The organism is Desulfatibacillum aliphaticivorans DSM 15576, assembly GCF_000429905.1.
In the GTDB taxonomy this organism is placed as follows: Bacteria; Desulfobacterota; Desulfobacteria; order Desulfobacterales; family Desulfatibacillaceae; genus Desulfatibacillum; species Desulfatibacillum aliphaticivorans.
In genome coordinates, this window is record NZ_AUCT01000037.1 from 40,854 (window position 1) to 58,124 (window position 17,271).

The following is a 17,271-nucleotide window of genomic DNA, read 5'->3' on the forward strand; positions in this document are numbered from 1 at the left end:
TCCTCCCTTATGAAGACCTGCGGGCCTGAAGGATGACCCCGTTGGCAAAAAGCATGAAAAACATCAGCGAGCCGTAATACAGCAAATCCCTGAAGTCGATGACCCCTTTTTGCATGGACTGATAATGGGTCATGACCGAAAAGCCCGCGACAATATCCACAATCCACTTGGGAACCCAGTCCGCCAGGGGATCGGTCACCGGCGGATAGCCCGCCAGAACCAGAAACAGGCAGATCATGGCTGCGGCCACAAAGCTGATCACCTGATTCCGGGTGATGGCCGAGGTCATGCTGCCTACGGAGAGGTAGGCCCCGCCCAAAAGGATGCTGCCCACGTAGCCGCAAAAAATGGCGCCCAGGTCAGGGTCTCCCAAATAGGCTGTAGTGAGCACCAGGGGAAAGGTCAAAATCATGGAAACGGCGATGAAAAACCAGGCCGCCAAAAACTTGCCCATGATGGCCTCGCCCAGAGTGACAGGCAGGGTGAGGATCAATTCCATGGTGCCCTGGCGCCGCTCCTCGGCCCATAATCGCATGGCCACCGCAGGCACAAGCACTAAAAACAGCCATGGATGCCACCGGAAAAAAGCGTCCCGCAGGTCCGCCTGCTCCATTTCGTAAAATCCGCTGATGAAAAAAGTAAAAAAACCGTTCAGGAGCAGAAAGATCACAATCAGGACATAAGCCAGGGGGGATCCGAAATAGCCTCGCAGCTCCCTGGCCATGATTGTTCTGGTATTTGCAAATAGACGATTGTTCATGCTTTCACCCTAACTATCCAAGTCTAAAGGGCCTGTCGGCCCCGGACACGTTTGATTTAGCTCTCCTGCTTTATGGTGATGGCCCGGAATACCTCGTCCAGACGCCCGGTCTCCTCGGTCAGGGACTCCAGGGCCAGGCCCTGTTCAGCTGCGTAGCCCGCTATCCTGGCCGCCAGCCCGTCGCCTTTTTTAACCGGATAGATCCGAACCAGCATCTTGAGGCCGTCCTGCTCCATGACCTCGGTCTTCACCACGCCATCCACGGCTTCCAGGCCGGGGATGGGGTCCGCGCCTTCCGGAACCGTAAAACGCGCCACCAGGGAACCGTCCTTTTCCGAACGCGCCCTCAAGCCCTTGGGCGTGTCGTCGGCCTGAATCACTCCGTTGGCGATGATAATGGCCCGGGTGCAGACGGCGTCCACTTCCTCCAGGATGTGCGTGGACAGGATGATGGCCTTGTCCCGGCCCATTTCCCGAATCATGGAGCGCACCTCATGCTTCTGATTGGGGTCCAGGCCGTCCGTGGGTTCGTCCAGAATGAGGTATTCGGGATCGTGCAAAATGCTCTGGGCGAAGCAAACCCTTTGGTTGAACCCCTTGCTCAGGGTTCCCACCATTTGATGCCTCACGCCTTCCAAAAAGCACTTGCCGATGGTTCGCTCCACCGCGTCGTCCGCTTCCCTGCCTGACAAGCCGCGTATTCGGGCTATGAACTGCAAGAAGCCGGTGACCGTCATGTCTTCATAGACCGGCGCGTTTTCCGGCAGGTAGCCCATTTTCCTGCGCGCGTTCAGCGAATCCGCAACAATGTCGCAACCGCCGATGGCCGCCGCGCCCGCACTGGGAGGCAGGTAGCCCGTAAGCATTCGCATGGTGGTGGACTTTCCTGCAGCGTTGGGGCCTAGAAACCCTAGGATCTCCCCCTTTTCCACAGTAAAGCTCACCTCATCCACAGCCTTGTGATCTCCAAAGAACTTGGTGAGTTGCTTGGCTTCAATCATTGATTTTTACCCCGTGGAACTTCCAAAAAGAAACTGCCAAAAAGAAACTGCGTGATAAGGCCTTATAAGGTGTATGAAACGGACTCATCACAAAACAAAAAAAAAACCATTTGTCAAGTGCCGTAAAACTGTTTGCATTTAGATTCCTTCCAGTTATATGCTTCTTTAAGGAATTGTCGTAAAAAGAAGCTAAAGCCTTGACACCCTTAAAATAATGCATAGATTACAGTGCTCTGGCTCAAAACCTCAAGGCTTGCGCCGCGGAGAGGTTTGTGCTATTCCAGCGCAAGAGGTAATAATTATTATGAACAATAAGCAGCCCCCGCCCCTAACCGCCGTTCTGGATTTTTTCGCCTCGGTCAAGCTCTCCATATTTCTGCTTCTGACTGTGGCCGCCGCCTCGGTGATCGGCACGCTGATCCCCCAGGAGGGAATGGCGGAGATACACCACCCCATGTACAGCTCGTTCCTGGACGCTGTTTTCATCAAACTGGGTTTCTTCAATGTATACAAGGCCTGGTGGTTCCAGCTTCTGTTGGGGCTGTTGGCCCTGAACCTTGTCGTGTGCACGCTCAAACGCCTTCCCAAAACGTGGAAGCTGGTGACCGGGGTGACTCCGGGCTTCAGCCGGGGCAAGTTCAAAAGCATAAAGGATAAGCATGAGATAAAGTTAAACATGCCGGTCGAAAAGGCCCGGGAGGTCGTCCTGGACATCGTCTCCAGCCGCTTTAAAACGGTCCAGGAGGCCAAGGACGGGGACGGGTGCACCGTATACGCCGAAAAGGGCCGTTGGACGCGCATGGGCTTTTATGTAATCCACCTCTCCTTTCTGCTTATTCTGACGGGCGCTTTGCTGGGCTCCATGTTTGGGTACTCGGGCTCCTTAAATCTTGTGGAGGGCCAGGAAGCCCAGGCCGTGGAAGCAGGCGTAGACAGGCAGAGGCGCGATCTTCCATTCGCCGTCAAATGCGAAAGTTTTAAAGTGCAGTATTATGAAGGCAGGGACTCGGTCAGCGAATTTACTTCGGACGTCACCATTACCGAGCCGGGCAAGGAGCCCTGGCGGACTTTTATCCGGGTGAACCATCCCCTCAGGCTTCATGGAATCAGCCTGTATCAGGCCAGCTACGGCGTGTCCCACTACTCGGGCTCAGTCAGCGTGAGCTTCAAGAACCTGGAGACCGGGGAGAAGCAGATCGTCCCGGTTCCCATTGCCGCCCAACCCACCGTCCTGCCCTGGGATAAAGGCATGATCATGATCCCCAGCTTTATGGCCCATCTCCATTCCCGGGACGGCCACGACATGGGGCCGGCTGTCCGCCTCCATATTTTTCCACAGGACGGAAAGCCCAACATGATGCTCATGCCCGTTGGCAGGCCGGAATTCGCCCGGGAGGTCATGGGGCTGGAAATGGCCGTTTTGGAGGGCGAGGAAATCGTTCCCGTCTATTATACCGGTTTAAAAGTGACCAAAGACCCCGGAGTGTGGGTGGTCTATTCCGGCTTTATCCTCATCCTGCTGGGCTGCATGGTCACCTTTTTCATGGCTCATCAGCAATTATACATTAAAATTGTCCCGTCGGGGTCCGGCGCATCCGTGGAACTTGGAGGCGCAGCCAATAAAAACGCCCAGGGGTTTGAAGAACGCGTCAGGCGCATTGCCGGCCGCTTGGAGAATAAGGAGTAACAATGGCGCTTCTTGAAATTGTGGAAAGTACTCAAATTGTCTCTTTTATCACCTTTGTATACGGCGCCGCCGCAGTGCTTTATTGGGCCGACTGGGTGTTTGAAAAGCCGGTGCTCAGCAGGTCGGCGACCTGGCTGATGCTCATTGGTTTTCTGGGCAACACGGCGGGCATCGTCCTGCGCTGGATCGAATCCCATCAAATGGGCATAGGCCGGGCGCCGTTCACCAATTTGTACGAATCCCTGGTTTTTTTCGCCTGGACCATCGCCATTTTATATCTGGTCATCGAAAAGCAATATAAGGTTCGGTCCCTGGGGGCCTTTGCCGCGCCGCTGGCTTTTCTGGCCCTGGCGTATGCAGCCTTGCAAAACAAGGCCATTATGCCCCTCATGCCGGCCCTGAAAAGCAACTGGCTCATCGCCCACGTCATCACCTGCTTTTTGGGATACGCGGCCTTTGCCGTGGCCTTTGGGCTGGCGGTGATCTACCTGATTAAATCCAGAGACGCAGGACTTTCCTGGCTGGCAGGGGCCTTGGCTGGAATCGCCGCGACCATCCTGACAGTCATCTTTACGGGCTATCAAACGGATTCCTTTTGGACTTTGGCCGGGGCGGGCTTTTTCATAGGCGCCGGGGTGGCGCTGGGCGCCGGCTTTGCAACTTCCGCCGTCGTCAATCTGGTCAAAAAAAGCGATCCTGAAGGCAAAGGCCGGGTGAACAAAATGCTGCCCGACCTGGGAGTCCTGGACGAGCTTACCTATCAGACCATCCTGTTCGGATTCATGTTCCTCACCGCCGGCATCATCACGGGCTCGGTCTGGGCCAACTCGGCCTGGGGAAGGTACTGGTCCTGGGACCCCAAGGAAACCTGGTCCCTGATCACATGGCTGATTTATGGCGCCATGATCCACTCCCGCCTGGTGCGGGGATGGCGGGGCAGGCGCACGGTCTATCTTTCCCTTTTCGGGTTCGGCGCCGTGCTGTTTACTTATTTTGGGGTTAACACCCTGCTCAAGGGCCTGCACAGCTACGCCACTTAACTATTTGGTTAATATTGTTTTACCATATAAACCCAAACCTACGCATCATCCATAAAATTTGCAGGTTGGGTGACTTTTCGCCGCACTCAAACGGCCAAAAATCTCAAGCGATTGCCTATCCGGACAGCATCCAACGCCACACAATCAACGGCGCAGGTTCACCCAACATTCCAACCGACTGTTGCGGTTTTAGTCCCGTCGGATGAACCTGCGCTCGTCACTTTTGGCGCATGTGAAAATCATTCTAAAAAACGTTACCCCATCCAACGATCTCCCCCTGTGCAGAACCATCCGACCGACCTGCCCTGTTGCCATTGACATCAAATATAGTGCGTTAAAACTTTAAAACAGTCTGTTGCACGGGGGGGCGTTCGGACGTCTTCACTTCAACTTTTGGCGTCCTGGCCAAAGAGGGCTTTTGGCCTCAATTTTTCTTTGCTTGTTCCATATTTCGCAAGCGCCCAATTATCGGGCCTTTTCAAGGCCTGGCAAGGCGTTGGCGTCCTTCTTGAATTGCAATTTACCTTGACAAGTTTGCTTCCTACGAGTACTAAACCTTTCCTTGAAAGTATTGGATGCAAGGGGCGTCCTTCCTGCTTTCCCGCAAGGCATTGATTTTAATAATAAAGCGTTATTGTCAGGCATCCGGCGGATACCCGTTGCCGTCAACGTGCGACCGGATGTTGTGAAATTTTGAACAACCCTTAGCAGGCGACAGTTGGAGTGAACATGAGCGGACCGGAAAAAACCCAACAAGACGGGGCGGCTCACAAAAAGGATGACAGCGCGGGCGTGTTTGCAATGTCCCTTTTCGCAGCTGGCATCAGTGTGTATGTGAGTCTCTTTGTGGGATGGCTTGTGCTTCCCGAGCTGCTATATTCCAGGCAGCATCAGCCCATTGATTTTAACCATGCCATCCATATGGAAATTGTGGATGGCTGCACGTCCTGCCACGTGTTTCGCGAGGACGGCACATTTGCGGGAACCCCCACCCTGGATCAATGCATTGACTGCCACGAGGAGGTTCAGAGCATCGAGCCGGAGCCGGGCGACGAGGATTATGAAGCCCGCATGGCGCAATACCTCGATGAAGTCAAATTTGTGGAGGAATACGTCCAGCAGGATAAGGAAGTGCCTTGGCTGATTTACTCCAAGCAGCCTGACTGCGTCTTCTTCTCCCATGCCGCACATATGACCAGCCACAAATTCAAGGTGTTGGAAGACGGCAAGATCGGCGCCCCCCCCGTGGAATTCGAGCCCGGCGAGGAACCCGAGGACGCCCGCTGCAACATGTGCCACATGGCTTTCATTGACGGCGAGGCCGTGCCCTTCGGCGAAGCCGAGACCCTGCCCTTGTACCGGAGAAACTGGATCACCACGTATCCGATCGACATTTGGGGCAGGAACATCTCCGGCTTCAACGACCATTATTATGACAGCGCGAAAATGGACGACTGCGCCCAGTGCCACTATGATCAACGCAATGATCATCAGGGCAAGGATGCTTGCTTTGTCTGCCATAAATAAGGTGCAAGGCGAAAGCGGCATGGTATGATTGCCGAATTGAAACCAAATTCTTCTGGCAAGAAGTGAGGGATAAAACATATGAAACTCAACAGAAGAAACTTCCTGTTGGTCAGTACCGCGGGGGCGGCTGGCGGCGCTGTAGGATCCATGTTCAGCCCGTTGTCCTGGAAACTCATGGACGACTCCTCCATCTGGACCCAAAACTGGCCCTGGACCCCGGTTCCTGCGGACGGTGAAGTTAACTTTGAAGAGACCACCTGCACATTGTGCCCCGGCGGCTGCCGGGTCAAAGTCCGCAAGGTGGACGAGCGGCCCATTAAACTGGAAGGCGTGGAAGGCGGCCCCGTCAATGACGGCGGCATCTGCATCCTGGGCCTGACCGCACTCCAGCTGCTTTTCGGCCCCGCCAGAGTGCATACCCCTATGAAGAGGGCGGGCAAACGGGGCGAAGGCAAGTGGGTGGAAATCACCTGGGAGGAAGCCATCAGCGAAGTCAGCGGCAAGCTGGCCGAAATCCGGGAAACCGGACGGGCGCAGGACCTGGGCTGCATCGCAGGCGGCGGAAAAGGCGTCATCAACGCCCTCTTTTCCCGGTTCATGGAAGCCTATGGGTCGCCTAACTTCTACTGGCAGGCCACAGCCTGGGACTGTTACGAGGAAAACATCCTCCGCACCCTGGGGCTGAACGGAACCGCCGGATTCGACCTGGAAAACGCGGACAACATCCTTTCCTTCGGTGCAGGCCTTTTGGACGGATGGGGATCTCCGGTGCATGTATTCCAGGCCCACAGCAAGTGGCGCGAAAACCATGACGGCCACGCCACCCTGGTGCAGATCGACGCCCAGCTTTCCAACACGGCGGCCAAGGCGGACAAATGGCTGCCTATCGTTCCCGGAACCGAAGGCGCCGTGGCCATGGCCATGGCCCACGTCATCATCTCCAAGAATCTTTACAACCGGGGATACGTCAATTGGAACACCACGGGCTTCAGGGATTTCTACCGCACGGTGGAAAGCGAATACGCGCCCGCCAAGGTGGTTAAGATCGCCTGCCCGGTGGATAATAAGGAATACCAGAAAAAATGGCTGGAAGAGTTGGAATCCAGGGCCATCGCCTTTGCCAAGGCTGACAAGCCCCTGGCCGTCGCCGGCAAGGGCAACGGCGACCGTCCGGTCTCCCAGGCCGAATTGAACGCCGTCCAGGCCTTGAACGCACTGGTCGGCGCCATCAACCGCAAGGAAGGCGGCATGGTGGTGCTGCCCGACGAACCCAAGTATCCCTGGAAGCCGGTTGTCATGGACGCCGAAGCCAGGAGCTACAAGCCTTCCCTGGTATCCGTCAGGGGACGCTCCAAATACGGCCACTCCAACCTGGTGAGCGTTCTGCCTCAGGCCCTGAACTCTTCCCACGAAGGCCTCAAGGTTCTGTTGCTGGCAGGCTCCAATCCTTTGTACACCCTGGCAGACACGGAAAAGACGGCGGAAGCCCTGCAAAAGGTCGAGTACATCGTCAGCTTTTCTTCTCAGTTCAACGATACCACGGCTTACGCGGACATCATTCTTCCGGATCACATCTTCCTGGAAAGCACGGTGGACGCGCCCACGCCTCCGGGTTTTGCAAAACCCGTGTACGGCCTGGCCGAGCCGGTCATTAAGCCGGTGTACAAAACCAAGGCCATGGGCGACTCCATCATTGAAATCGCCAAGGCCATGGGCGGAACCATCGCCCAGTCCTTCCCGTGGGCCGACAGCGCCGAGGCCATAGAGCAGGCCCTTGGCGGCAAATGGCCTCTTCTGAAAAGGGGCGGCGTCTATGTAAATGAAGATTTTACCCCTGAGACGGAAGGCGTACGGTTCCGTTTCTTCGCCCGCTCCGGCATGGAAAGCAGGATCTCCATCCAGGGCAAGGCCGAACAATACCCCCTGATTGCGACCCCCGTGGACTGCATCAGGCTGGCCACGGGCGCCCTCGCGGATACGCCCTTCATGGTCAAAACCGTCTCGGATAAAAAACTGAAGCACAAAGAGCTTGTGGTGCAGGTTAACGCCATGACCGCCCAGCAGTACGGCTTTAAGGAAGGCTCGGAAGCCGTCCTGGAAACCCCGGTGGCGAAGGCCAAGGTAAGAGTCCATTGCTCCGAAGAAATCGCCCCCGGCTTGGTGGGCGTTCCCCGGGGACTGGGCCATATAGCTCATGATGAATTTGTGGGTGGCAAGGGAACCAATTACAACACCCTCATCAGCCCCGTTCAAGATCCTGCCACTGGCTTTGACGTGGCTTGGGGAATCAGGGCGAAACTGACTTAATCCATAAGGTGAGGTTCTAATGGGAGAAACACAAGGACACGGACACCAGGAAGGACACGGCCACGCCCAAGGCTCCAAATACGGGATGGTCATCGACCTGGACAAGTGCACCGGTTGCGGCGCCTGCATGGTGGCCTGCATGGCGGAGAATAACGTCCCCACCAAACCGGACGAGACAAACAAACTGGACACCATCACCTGGATGCGGGTTTTTAAACTGAGCAACGGCAAGGCCTTTCCCGAGGCCGAAACCTGTTACCTGCCCAGGCCCTGCATGCATTGCGGGGGCAAGCACGACGCGGGACACAGCCCCTGCGTTTCCGTGTGTCCGGCTACTGCAACGGATTACAGCTATAAGACGGGCATCGTCAGCCAGATTTACACCCGCTGCTTCGGATGCCGTTACTGCATGGGCGCCTGCCCGTACAAAGCCCGTTACTTTAACTGGTGGGATCCCAAATTCCCCGCAGACATGAAGGAATACCTGAGCCCGGACGTCTCCGTGCGCATGCGCGGCATTGTGGAAAAATGCAGCTTCTGCTTCCACAGATATCAACGGGCCATGGACAGGGCTTTTTACGAAGGCCGCGAACTGGAAGAACACGAATACCAGACCGCGTGCACCCAGGCCTGTCCGGCCGGCGCCATCACCTTCGGCGACCTGAACAACGAGCGCCACATGGTGCACAAGGTCGTAAACGACAAACACGAAGGCCACGCCGTACTGCAGGGCCGCAAGCCCTTCCGCCTGCTGGAGGAACTGGACACCAATCCCAAGGTTTACTACCTTTCCGCCAGAGATTGGGTGGTGAAGGCCGGCAACGCATCCCTGAGGGAGACCAAACCGGCGACCAAAAAGCCTTCGGGCGGTCATCACTAAGGCCAAAAGGCGGCAATTCAAACAAGCCGCTTAAGCTGGAAACTTGAATGAACAGCTTGAATAAATTGATTGGCAAGGAGCAGCACTAATGGAAGCAGCCTATCAAAAAATAGTTCGACTGGAGTCGCAACTGCACCCCGAGGGGGTTCAAAGAGCCCCGTTGTGGCAGTTTGTCCTGTGGCTGGGCTTTTTCGGAGCCGTCCTCCTGTGGGGCGTATACGCCATGTTCCTGTGTTGGTTCAAGGGCCTCAACCAGACCAACATGAACGACTACTATGGGTTCGCACTCTGGATCTGGGCCGACTTGGGCGTTATCGCCGTGGGCGGCGGCGCCTTTTTCACCGGCCTTCTCCGGTACGTCATCGGTAAAGACCCCCTGAAGTACATTATCAACTACGCCGTGCTCATTGGGTTCATCTGCTACAGTTCCGCCCTTTTGATCCTGGCGATCGACATTGGGCAGCCTCTCCGCGGGTGGTTCATCTTCTGGCATGCGAACGTGCACTCCATGCTGACGGAGGTGGCCTTCTGCCTGAGCTGCTACTTTGGGGTCCTGTGCATTGAATACATTCCCCTGGTTCTGGAAAACCGCAAACTGGATGAAATTCCCTTCTTCCATCACACCGCCCATAACTTCCACGAAGTCATGGCGATCTTTGCGGCCACAGGCGCGTTCCTGTCCTTCTTCCACCAGGGCTCCCTGGGCGGCGTGGCCGGCGTTTTGTTCGGCAGGCCTTTCGCCTACCGCCCCGAGTTTTACATCTGGCCCACCACCTTCTTCCTGTTCACCTGGTCTGCGGCGGCCTGCGGCCCCTGCTTCACCATCCTGGTGACCAAAATCACGGAAGCCATCACCCGCAAAAAGCTGGTGAAGGACAATGTGGTGGAGCTCCTGGCCAAGATTGCAGGATGGATGCTTCTGACCTATTCCATCGCCAAAATCGCCGACACCCTGTACTGGGGATTCGTCATGCTGCCCAAGCACGGCCTGCAGATCACGGATTTCTACACCAACGCCTCCCTGATCTATACCAAGCTGGGAGGGGTTCCCTGGATCCTGCTGATTGAAATCCTGTGCTCCGTGATCCCGGCCCTGATCCTGGTGAGCAAAAAGGGCAGGCAGAGCAAGCCCGCCTTGGTTGTGGCGGTTCTCCTGGGATCCATGTGCGCCCTGATCAACCGCTGGGTCATGGTCCTCCAGGTCATGGCGGCGCCCATCATGACCTTCGACCAGTTCGCCCTGTACTTCCCGAGCTGGCAGGAACTGGCCACCACGATCCTGCCCGTGGCTTACGGCGTGATTCTCATCAGCCTCAGCCACAGGTATTTGCCGGTGTTCCCCCAGGAACGCGAACTCAACCCGGTCTAAGGGCCAAGCTCCCGGTAAGGCGGGAAAAGGAGAAAGCAAATGTTTCCGTTTTCATTTGAATGGCACTGGGACATGTCGCACATCGTCTTCATGGGCGGGCTCTGGTACGCCATCTGCATCATGGCTCTCGGCGTGAACTACGTGCTCGGCAAGTCTTTTATGCAGACCATCAAAGGCGACTCCGGCCACGGCCATGACGATCATGGACACGACGGCCACGGCGAGCATCATTAAGCGCCTAAGCCGCTAATATGCAATTCCCAAAGGGGGAGCTTCTTTAACAGGAGGCTCCCCCTTTTTCGTCCAATGCACATTTGGAACAACCTAACGCCTAAAGCCTTTAACGACGGGAAAAATCTTCGTCTATTCCGTTTTTTCGATCTTCCAGGATTGTTATTCAGGCTGCAAATCTCCCCCCGCAAACCAAGTCTTATTAACACTCACTTAAATAACATTCCAAATTTGTTAACAAAAACCGAAAATTTCTTCCTTGACCTCAAGAATTAAGCCTGCTATGAAATTCTAAATTACCGCCTTGACCGGAACTATTCAGATCAAAAAGGCGTGCCAAGCACATTCGTTGTACTTTCCATTTTCCTTCTTGTTCTTGTTCCGGCCGCATAACGTTTGGGGAAGATTTTTTGGGACCCCAGACCTCGTTTTTGTTGTAAATCAAAAAGAACTGCTTTTTTAAAATTCGTAACCAATTTGAAACCGTCGATAGGCGAAGAGGGTGCTGTCATGGCTGGTCTGAGTCTGGAAATTATCATGGTTATGGCCATGATCTGTTTGGCTGTTTTTCTTTTTATTGTTGAATGGGTGCGCGTGGATGTTGTGGCCATTCTCATGATGGTGACTCTGCCGATATTAGGGCTGGTCACCCCCAAGGAGGCGTTTGTAGGATTTTCATCAAATGCAGTCATTTCCATCATAGCTGTCATCATTATCGGGGCCGGCTTGGACCGGACGGGGCTCATCAACCGGCTGGTCAAGCCCGTGCTGGCTTTGGCGGGGAGCAGCACTAACCGCATCATTATTTTCATCTCGGCAACCGTGGCGTTCATCTCCAGCTTTATGCAAAATATCGGGGCGGCCGCCCTGTTTTTGCCGGCCATTCAGCGAATCAGCAAAGACCGGAGCATCCCCACCAGCAAGCTTTTAATGCCCATCGGCTTTTCCGCCATCCTGGGCGGAACGGTCACCCTGGTGGGATCCAGCCCTTTGATCCTTTTGAATGAATTGCTGGAGCCCTTCGGCCTGAAGCCTTTCGGATTATTTGACGTGACCCCGGTGGGCGTGGCCCTGGTGGCGGCCGGCATCCTCACCTTTGTGGTCGCAGGCCGCTTTATTTTGCCCCAGCCCAAAGAAGACGCCGGGCTGCAGGAAGCCGGGGCCATGGAGCGTAAAGCATCCAACGGAGACGGCCACTTTGAATTGCACATTCCCTCCGATTTCACCCATTACCGGGATCCGATAAGCGTCAGAAACCTGCGTCAGCGCTATCTTTTGAATATTGTTGCGGCCAAGGAGCCGCCGGACCACATTCTTGCGCCGCCTCCGGCGGATCTGGAGTTGCGCGGCAAGATGGATATTGCGGTGTTTGGGTCCGAGGAAAACGCCAAAAGAATGGCCGTGGAATTGGGCATGGAAATGAAACCCGCTTTGGACGTCTTTAAAAACCAACTGGCCGACGATCTTTCCGGCAGCGTGGAAGCCGTCGTAGCGCCCCGCTCCCATGTGGAAGGCAAGACTCTGCGGGAGATCAACCTCCGGGACCGCTACCAGGTAACGCCCATCGCCATGTACAGCCAGGGCGAGGTGTATCGCGCCGACCTGGGCGATATTACCCTGACGGCGGGCGATTCCGTGCTTTTGTTCGGCGACTGGAAAAGGCTCCAACTCCTGGCGGAAGAACGCAACTTCCTGTTTATCACGCCTATCGAAAAAGAACCTATGCGGCCGCAAAAGGCCATTTTCGCCGGATTTTGGCTGGCCGTTGCCCTGGTGATGGTCATCATTTTCCATCTGCAATTATCCATGTGCCTCATGACCGGCGCACTGGGCATGATATTGACCCGGGTCATCACTATTGACGAGGCCTATGAGGCCGTGGACTGGCGAACCATTTTCCTGCTGGCCGGGCTTATCCCGCTTGGCATCGCCACGGAAAAAACGGGCACGGCCGCATGGATCGCCAACGCGGTGCTCAGCGCCATCGGAGACGTAAGTCCTATTGTCCTGCTAACCGTTATTGGAATCCTGTCCACAGTGTTCACCCTGGTCATATCCAACGTGGGCGCCACGGTGCTCCTGGTGCCTTTGGTGGTGAACATGGCTATCGCCGCCAATGCCGATCCCAGGATGGCGGCTCTGGTTGTGGGCCTGGCCACCAGCAACTCATTCATCCTGCCCACGCATCAGGTCAATGCCCTGTACATGGGGCCTGGGCATTACCGCAGCAAGGATTATATGAAAGCGGGATCCGTGGTATCCGTGGTTTTCATTGTTGTGATGATTGCTATGATTTACTTTTTTTACGGCGTTTAATTCAAATTAGGAGACAGCCATGGCAAGTATTATCATTTCTTCGGACTCTTCTTTAACGGCTGCCCGCATTGCGGAAAAGATTGTGGAGAAGAACGGTTTTTCGGTTGTAAACAGGGATATTCTTCCGGAAGCGGCGCAAAAGTATAATGTGGACGAAGCGCAGCTTAAAAAGGCCCTGGACAGACCCGCCGGCATATTCGGCATGCCGGCCAAGCTCAAAAAACAATGCATGACTTACATTCAGGCCGTCGCTTTAGAAAAACTCCTGCCGGACAACATCGTCTGCTATGGTCTTGGCGCCCATCTTTACGCCAAGGGAGTCTCCCACTTTTTCAAGGTGCGCGTTCTCACACGGCCCGAGCAATTGATCAAGGAGCTGCACCCGGCAGGAACCGCGCCGGAAAACAAGGCTGAAAAAATTATCGCCAAGCATGAAAAGGCGAGAAACCGCTGGTCCAGGGACGTCTTCAAGCAGGACGAATCCAATGCCGGCCTGTACGACCTGGTCATCAGCCTGAACCAGATCGAAGAGGACGAAGCCGTAAAAATGATTCTGGAAACGGCCTCCTTAAGGCAATTCGAGCCCATGACTTATTCCATCAACTGCGTCAAGGAATTCCTCATGGCCGCCCAGGTCAAGGCCAAATTGGTGGAGCGCTTCCCCGACTGCCGCGTGAGGGTGGACGGAGAAAACACGGTCATCCACATCCAGGCCTTAAAAAGGAACGCAAAAAAATACTCGGCCGTGGCCAAGGAAGCGGCCCGCACCGTCCCGGGCGTCAAGCATGTGGAAGTGCACATCCTCACGGATTTCATCGGGCAAGCTGTAGAAAGCAACCGTTAGATTATATTATACGAATAGGAGTATGCCATGTCTAATTTGGATGTTTTATTGCTGGACGACGAGCCCATAGTGGGTAAAAGGCTCAAGCCCGCTTTGGCTAAAGTCGGCTGCGAAGTGGAAGTGTTTCAAAATCCTGTGGAAGCCCTGAAGCGCATTGATGAAAAGGATTTTGACATTGTGGTGACGGACATCAGCATGGCGGAAGTGGACGGCATGCAGGTCCTGGAACACGTGGTGGCCAAGAATAACGCCACCAAGGTCATTATGATCACGGGCTTCGCCATGATGTCCCTGGCCAGGGAAGCCATGGAAAAGGGAGCTTTTGACTTTATCGCCAAACCCTTCAAGCCCGACGACCTGAGAGCCATCATCGCCAGGGCTGCAGAAGCCCTTGGCAAGCCCATTGCATTTGAAGCCGGCGAAAGCGCCTAACGCCATGATTGAGGCCGCCCAGGAAAAAACAGAAGGAACCGCAGGCCAGGGAGCCATCAACACGCGGCACGAGCGGGCCCGGGACTTTGAAGAAGCCCGAAAGGCCCTGCTCGCCCGGCCTGGTTTCTCCGTACGCGCCCAGATATACCTTGGCTTCGCCTTGGTGTTCCTTTTCACCCTCATCACGGTGATAGGCCTCTTGATGTCCATTTACGAGGTGGACCATAAAGTGCGCTTTCTGGAGACAGTCAATCAATATTTGATCGAAATCGAGCAGGCCAGGCGCTTTGAAAAAAACTATTTCCTGTACGGAACCAATCTCAAGGACGGCCTGGACAATGTCTCCTCCGCCAACCGCATCCTGGATTCAAACAAGGATCAAATTCTCTCCATTACCGGCCAGAACGTCTACGACCAGATGCTTTCCAACCTCAAGGAGTATGAGGTCCTAATCAACAGGCTGCTGGCTTTGGGAGACACTTGGGACGGGTCCGAAGCGAACGCCAAGGAAGCTCTGACGGATGAAGTCAGGGAGCAGGGGCAAAACATGATTTCCCTGGCCGCCAAACTGGCGCTCAAGGAAAGGCAGGCCCTGACCAAGACCATCAGCCGGGCCAGGCGCATGCATATTTACTTCCTCCTGGCGCTCCTGGCCATCATGACCGTGAATTCCTTTATCCTGGCCCGCAGGGTGCTTGATCGGATCGAACAGTACAAAACCTTCGCCCAACGCATCGCCTCGGGGGATTACACCCTGATCACGCCCAAACGATCCTACCGGGACGAATTCACGGAACTGGCCCTGGCCGTCAATCAGATGGTCCTGGACGTGGAAGCGCGGGAGGCGCTGCTCATCCAATCCCACAAGCTGCGCGCCGTGGGCACGCTCACCGCAGGGGTGGCCCACGAATTGAACAATCCCATCAACAACATCATGATCACCGGCCATATGTTTTTGGAGGATTACGAATCCACGGACGACGAAGAACGCATAGACATGATGAACGACGTGGTCAACGAAGCCAACCGGGCCAAGGCTATCATCGCCAACCTCCTGGATTTCGCCCGGGAAAGCGGCTCCCAACTGGCCCCCCTGGACATGGCTGAAATGCTCAAGGACACCATCGCCCTGGCTTCCAACCGGCTCAAGCGATCCAAGATCAACATTGATTTTTCTTCCACGGATAAGCTGCCCCGGGTGCACGGGGACAGCCAGCAATTGCGGCAGGTGTTCCTGAACTTGATTTTAAACGCCATTGACGCTTCCCAGTCGGGGGGGAACATCACGGTCACCGTCCTGCCCGCGGACGAGCCCCATTACATCGCCGTCAAGGTCATTGATTACGGAACCGGCATTCCCAAGCATATCCTGAGCTCCATCTTCGATCCTTTCTTCACCACCAAGCCCCAGGGCAAGGGTACGGGCCTGGGCCTTTCCATGTCCCAGGGCATCATCACCAAGCACGGCGGGCAAATCCGCGTGTTCAGCCAGGAGGGGCATGGCACCACCTTCACGGTCACCCTGCCGGTCACCACCTTTCCCGCCAAAATCACCGACGAAACCCACGTCTCGCCTTTGTATTAACAATCGCCTCAAGCCGGCTTGTTGACGGTCGATTCCTATGCTATTGTCCAACTCGCCGCTAAGCATTAGTGAAACTTCACCATGCAAAAATAGAACAGTATATGAAAATCCTAAAACAATTGCTGATTATATCCGTGTTGGGACTCGTTGGATGCTTTGGATCATCGGAACAAAGCATAATTGATATCAGTAGTGATGGATGCCATGCAAAAATAGAGTTGATAGTCGAAGCCAAATACGGCGTTTTCATCCCCTCCCCAGAACCTCCCACAATCAAAAGCAAAACCGTTCGTCTGAACATCCACTCTATCGGCAATAAGGACTTTTCCGTAAATCTTGGCAATGTTTACAAGCATGCGCCGCCGAGATTCAGTATTGACGCCAAGATATCCAATGATTGTAAATATATTGCTGCAAAAACAGCAGGAAGCGTTTTCGCCTATGATGATAAAGGCGGTGAAATACTGAAATACGAAGTTCCGGGAGACGAACTCATTTCATCAATTGCCTGGAGCGACGATAATGAGTTGCTTGTTGTTATCAAAAAAACTCTTTCTAATTGGCATGGTGAACACAGGAAATTTGGATACACCGAGAAAACAAAAAGCCTGAGGCTGCTAAAATTCAATTTGGCAACAAATAAATACAAAACATCACTGAAAGCTGAAACCCAGCCGGTTACTTTTGTTTTTAATGGCGCCCGATTTCATTGCCAGGAAATATCTCCTAATTCCAAATTCTTTACTTACTTTAACGGCAAAACCATTGAAGTTTTCAACATAAACAAGGGAGCCGTTGAACACTCCATCGATGTCGGTTCAGGCCCAAGAAAAGACTCAATGTCTGCTGGTCAGGATTCAATGAAGTACGTTGAAATTTATGGGGAGTTGCATGGCGTCTGGTGGGTGGACGAAAACCACTTGATTTTAGGCTGCGATGTACTAAGGGGCGATCCGGAGTACTTTCTTTGCTCTATGGATGATAAAAGAATTGAAGATGTCACCGCCTTTTGCCTGCCTTCGACAGTGGTAGGAACATGATTTTGTCAATAGGATATAAAAACAAATAGTTATCAATGGAGGCAAAATTAGTGTGGTGCCTACAAATCAGGAGGTCAAATCGATCTTTTTGATAAGGGTCGGAGGCTTTATCTTTAATTTTTTCAGTATTTTATTTTGATCAGGCGTCAATACCGTGCGCTGTAGTACACGCGAATTATTCAAAAAAAATTCGCCCATGTGCAGGCGCTCCAGAATCCTGCGAACCTGGTTCCAGGTCATGCCCGTTTCCAA

The 17,271-nt window shown here is 54.3% G+C and carries 14 protein-coding genes and 1 pseudogene; 12 read left to right on the forward strand and 3 right to left on the reverse strand.

From position 1 onward, the window contains the following. Window positions 1-7: 7 nt before the first annotated feature. Window positions 8-760, reverse strand: a complete 753-nt coding sequence (locus G491_RS0124070; RefSeq protein ID WP_248635506.1) for an ABC transporter permease — start codon at window positions 758-760, stop codon at window positions 8-10. A 56-nt stretch (window positions 761-816) separates the two neighbouring features. Further along, window positions 817-1,761 carry an ABC transporter ATP-binding protein gene (locus G491_RS0124075; RefSeq protein ID WP_028316364.1) on the reverse strand — a complete coding sequence of 315 codons (945 nt, stop codon included), beginning with the start codon at window positions 1,759-1,761 and terminating at the stop codon, window positions 817-819. 304 nt (window positions 1,762-2,065) lie between these two features. Between G491_RS0124075 and resB the strand changes: the two genes are divergently transcribed. The 12 genes from resB to G491_RS0124140 all read left to right on the forward strand — a co-directional run bounded on the left by resB (window position 2,066) and on the right by G491_RS0124140 (window position 17,019). Beyond that, window positions 2,066-3,448: a cytochrome c biogenesis protein ResB gene (gene resB, locus G491_RS0124080; RefSeq protein WP_028316365.1), complete on the forward strand. Its 1,383-nt coding sequence runs from the start codon at window positions 2,066-2,068 to the stop codon at window positions 3,446-3,448. A gap of 2 nt (window positions 3,449-3,450) precedes the next feature. Further along, window positions 3,451-4,488, forward strand: a complete 1,038-nt coding sequence (gene ccsB / locus G491_RS0124085) for a c-type cytochrome biogenesis protein CcsB (protein ID WP_248635508.1) — start codon at window positions 3,451-3,453, stop codon at window positions 4,486-4,488. Window positions 4,489-5,217: 729 nt separating this feature from the next. Further along, window positions 5,218-6,015, forward strand: a complete 798-nt coding sequence (locus G491_RS0124090; RefSeq protein ID WP_028316367.1) for a cytochrome c3 family protein — start codon at window positions 5,218-5,220, stop codon at window positions 6,013-6,015. A 78-nt stretch (window positions 6,016-6,093) separates the two neighbouring features. Further along, the gene (qrcB, locus tag G491_RS0124095; protein WP_028316368.1) at window positions 6,094-8,322 is read left to right on the forward strand and encodes a menaquinone reductase molybdopterin-binding-like subunit QrcB; all 2,229 of its coding nucleotides are present in this window, start codon (window positions 6,094-6,096) and stop codon (window positions 8,320-8,322) included. Between the two features lie 19 nt (window positions 8,323-8,341). After that, on the forward strand, window positions 8,342-9,202 hold the full coding sequence (gene qrcC, locus G491_RS0124100) for a menaquinone reductase iron-sulfur cluster-binding subunit QrcC (protein ID WP_028316369.1): 861 nt from the start codon (window positions 8,342-8,344) through the stop codon (window positions 9,200-9,202). An 88-nt stretch (window positions 9,203-9,290) separates the two neighbouring features. Next, on the forward strand, window positions 9,291-10,571 hold the full coding sequence (gene qrcD / locus G491_RS0124105) for a menaquinone reductase integral membrane subunit QrcD (RefSeq protein ID WP_012610409.1): 1,281 nt from the start codon (window positions 9,291-9,293) through the stop codon (window positions 10,569-10,571). A gap of 39 nt (window positions 10,572-10,610) precedes the next feature. Beyond that, the gene (locus G491_RS0124110) at window positions 10,611-10,805 is read left to right on the forward strand and encodes a hypothetical protein (RefSeq protein ID WP_012610410.1); all 195 of its coding nucleotides are present in this window, start codon (window positions 10,611-10,613) and stop codon (window positions 10,803-10,805) included. Window positions 10,806-11,312: 507 nt separating this feature from the next. Next, window positions 11,313-13,118, forward strand: coding sequence for an SLC13 family permease (locus G491_RS0124120; protein WP_028316372.1), 1,806 nt, complete (start codon window positions 11,313-11,315; stop codon window positions 13,116-13,118). A gap of 19 nt (window positions 13,119-13,137) precedes the next feature. Continuing rightward, window positions 13,138-13,962 (forward strand): cytidylate kinase-like family protein, encoded by an 825-nt coding sequence (locus G491_RS0124125; protein ID WP_028316373.1) that lies wholly within the window; start codon window positions 13,138-13,140, stop codon window positions 13,960-13,962. A gap of 27 nt (window positions 13,963-13,989) precedes the next feature. Next, complete coding sequence (locus G491_RS0124130; RefSeq protein WP_028316374.1) at window positions 13,990-14,394, forward strand: response regulator; 405 nt, start codon at window positions 13,990-13,992, stop codon at window positions 14,392-14,394. Further along, window positions 14,354-15,979 carry a sensor histidine kinase gene (locus G491_RS0124135; RefSeq protein WP_248635510.1) on the forward strand — a complete coding sequence of 542 codons (1,626 nt, stop codon included), beginning with the start codon at window positions 14,354-14,356 and terminating at the stop codon, window positions 15,977-15,979. Before G491_RS0124130 ends, G491_RS0124135 begins: the two co-directional genes overlap by 41 nt. 101 nt (window positions 15,980-16,080) lie before the next feature. Further along, complete coding sequence (locus G491_RS0124140; protein ID WP_028316376.1) at window positions 16,081-17,019, forward strand: YncE family protein; 939 nt, start codon at window positions 16,081-16,083, stop codon at window positions 17,017-17,019. A 66-nt stretch (window positions 17,020-17,085) separates the two neighbouring features. Here the strand turns inward: G491_RS0124140 and G491_RS36155 are convergent. After that, window positions 17,086-17,271, reverse strand: a pseudogene (locus G491_RS36155) (IS1634 family transposase); the annotation flags it as partial.

Coding starts and splice junctions, on each gene's coding strand:
- G491_RS0124070 (WP_248635506.1), bottom strand. CDS start 760: ATGAACAATCGTCTATTTGCAAATACCAGAACAATCATGGCCAGGGAG.
- G491_RS0124075 (WP_028316364.1), bottom strand. CDS start 1,761: ATGATTGAAGCCAAGCAACTCACCAAGTTCTTTGGAGATCACAAGGCT.
- resB (WP_028316365.1), top strand. CDS start 2,066: ATGAACAATAAGCAGCCCCCGCCCCTAACCGCCGTTCTGGATTTTTTC.
- ccsB (WP_248635508.1), top strand. CDS start 3,451: ATGGCGCTTCTTGAAATTGTGGAAAGTACTCAAATTGTCTCTTTTATC.
- G491_RS0124090 (WP_028316367.1), top strand. CDS start 5,218: ATGAGCGGACCGGAAAAAACCCAACAAGACGGGGCGGCTCACAAAAAG.
- qrcB (WP_028316368.1), top strand. CDS start 6,094: ATGAAACTCAACAGAAGAAACTTCCTGTTGGTCAGTACCGCGGGGGCG.
- qrcC (WP_028316369.1), top strand. CDS start 8,342: ATGGGAGAAACACAAGGACACGGACACCAGGAAGGACACGGCCACGCC.
- qrcD (WP_012610409.1), top strand. CDS start 9,291: ATGGAAGCAGCCTATCAAAAAATAGTTCGACTGGAGTCGCAACTGCAC.
- G491_RS0124110 (WP_012610410.1), top strand. CDS start 10,611: ATGTTTCCGTTTTCATTTGAATGGCACTGGGACATGTCGCACATCGTC.
- G491_RS0124120 (WP_028316372.1), top strand. CDS start 11,313: ATGGCTGGTCTGAGTCTGGAAATTATCATGGTTATGGCCATGATCTGT.
- G491_RS0124125 (WP_028316373.1), top strand. CDS start 13,138: ATGGCAAGTATTATCATTTCTTCGGACTCTTCTTTAACGGCTGCCCGC.
- G491_RS0124130 (WP_028316374.1), top strand. CDS start 13,990: ATGTCTAATTTGGATGTTTTATTGCTGGACGACGAGCCCATAGTGGGT.
- G491_RS0124140 (WP_028316376.1), top strand. CDS start 16,081: ATGAAAATCCTAAAACAATTGCTGATTATATCCGTGTTGGGACTCGTT.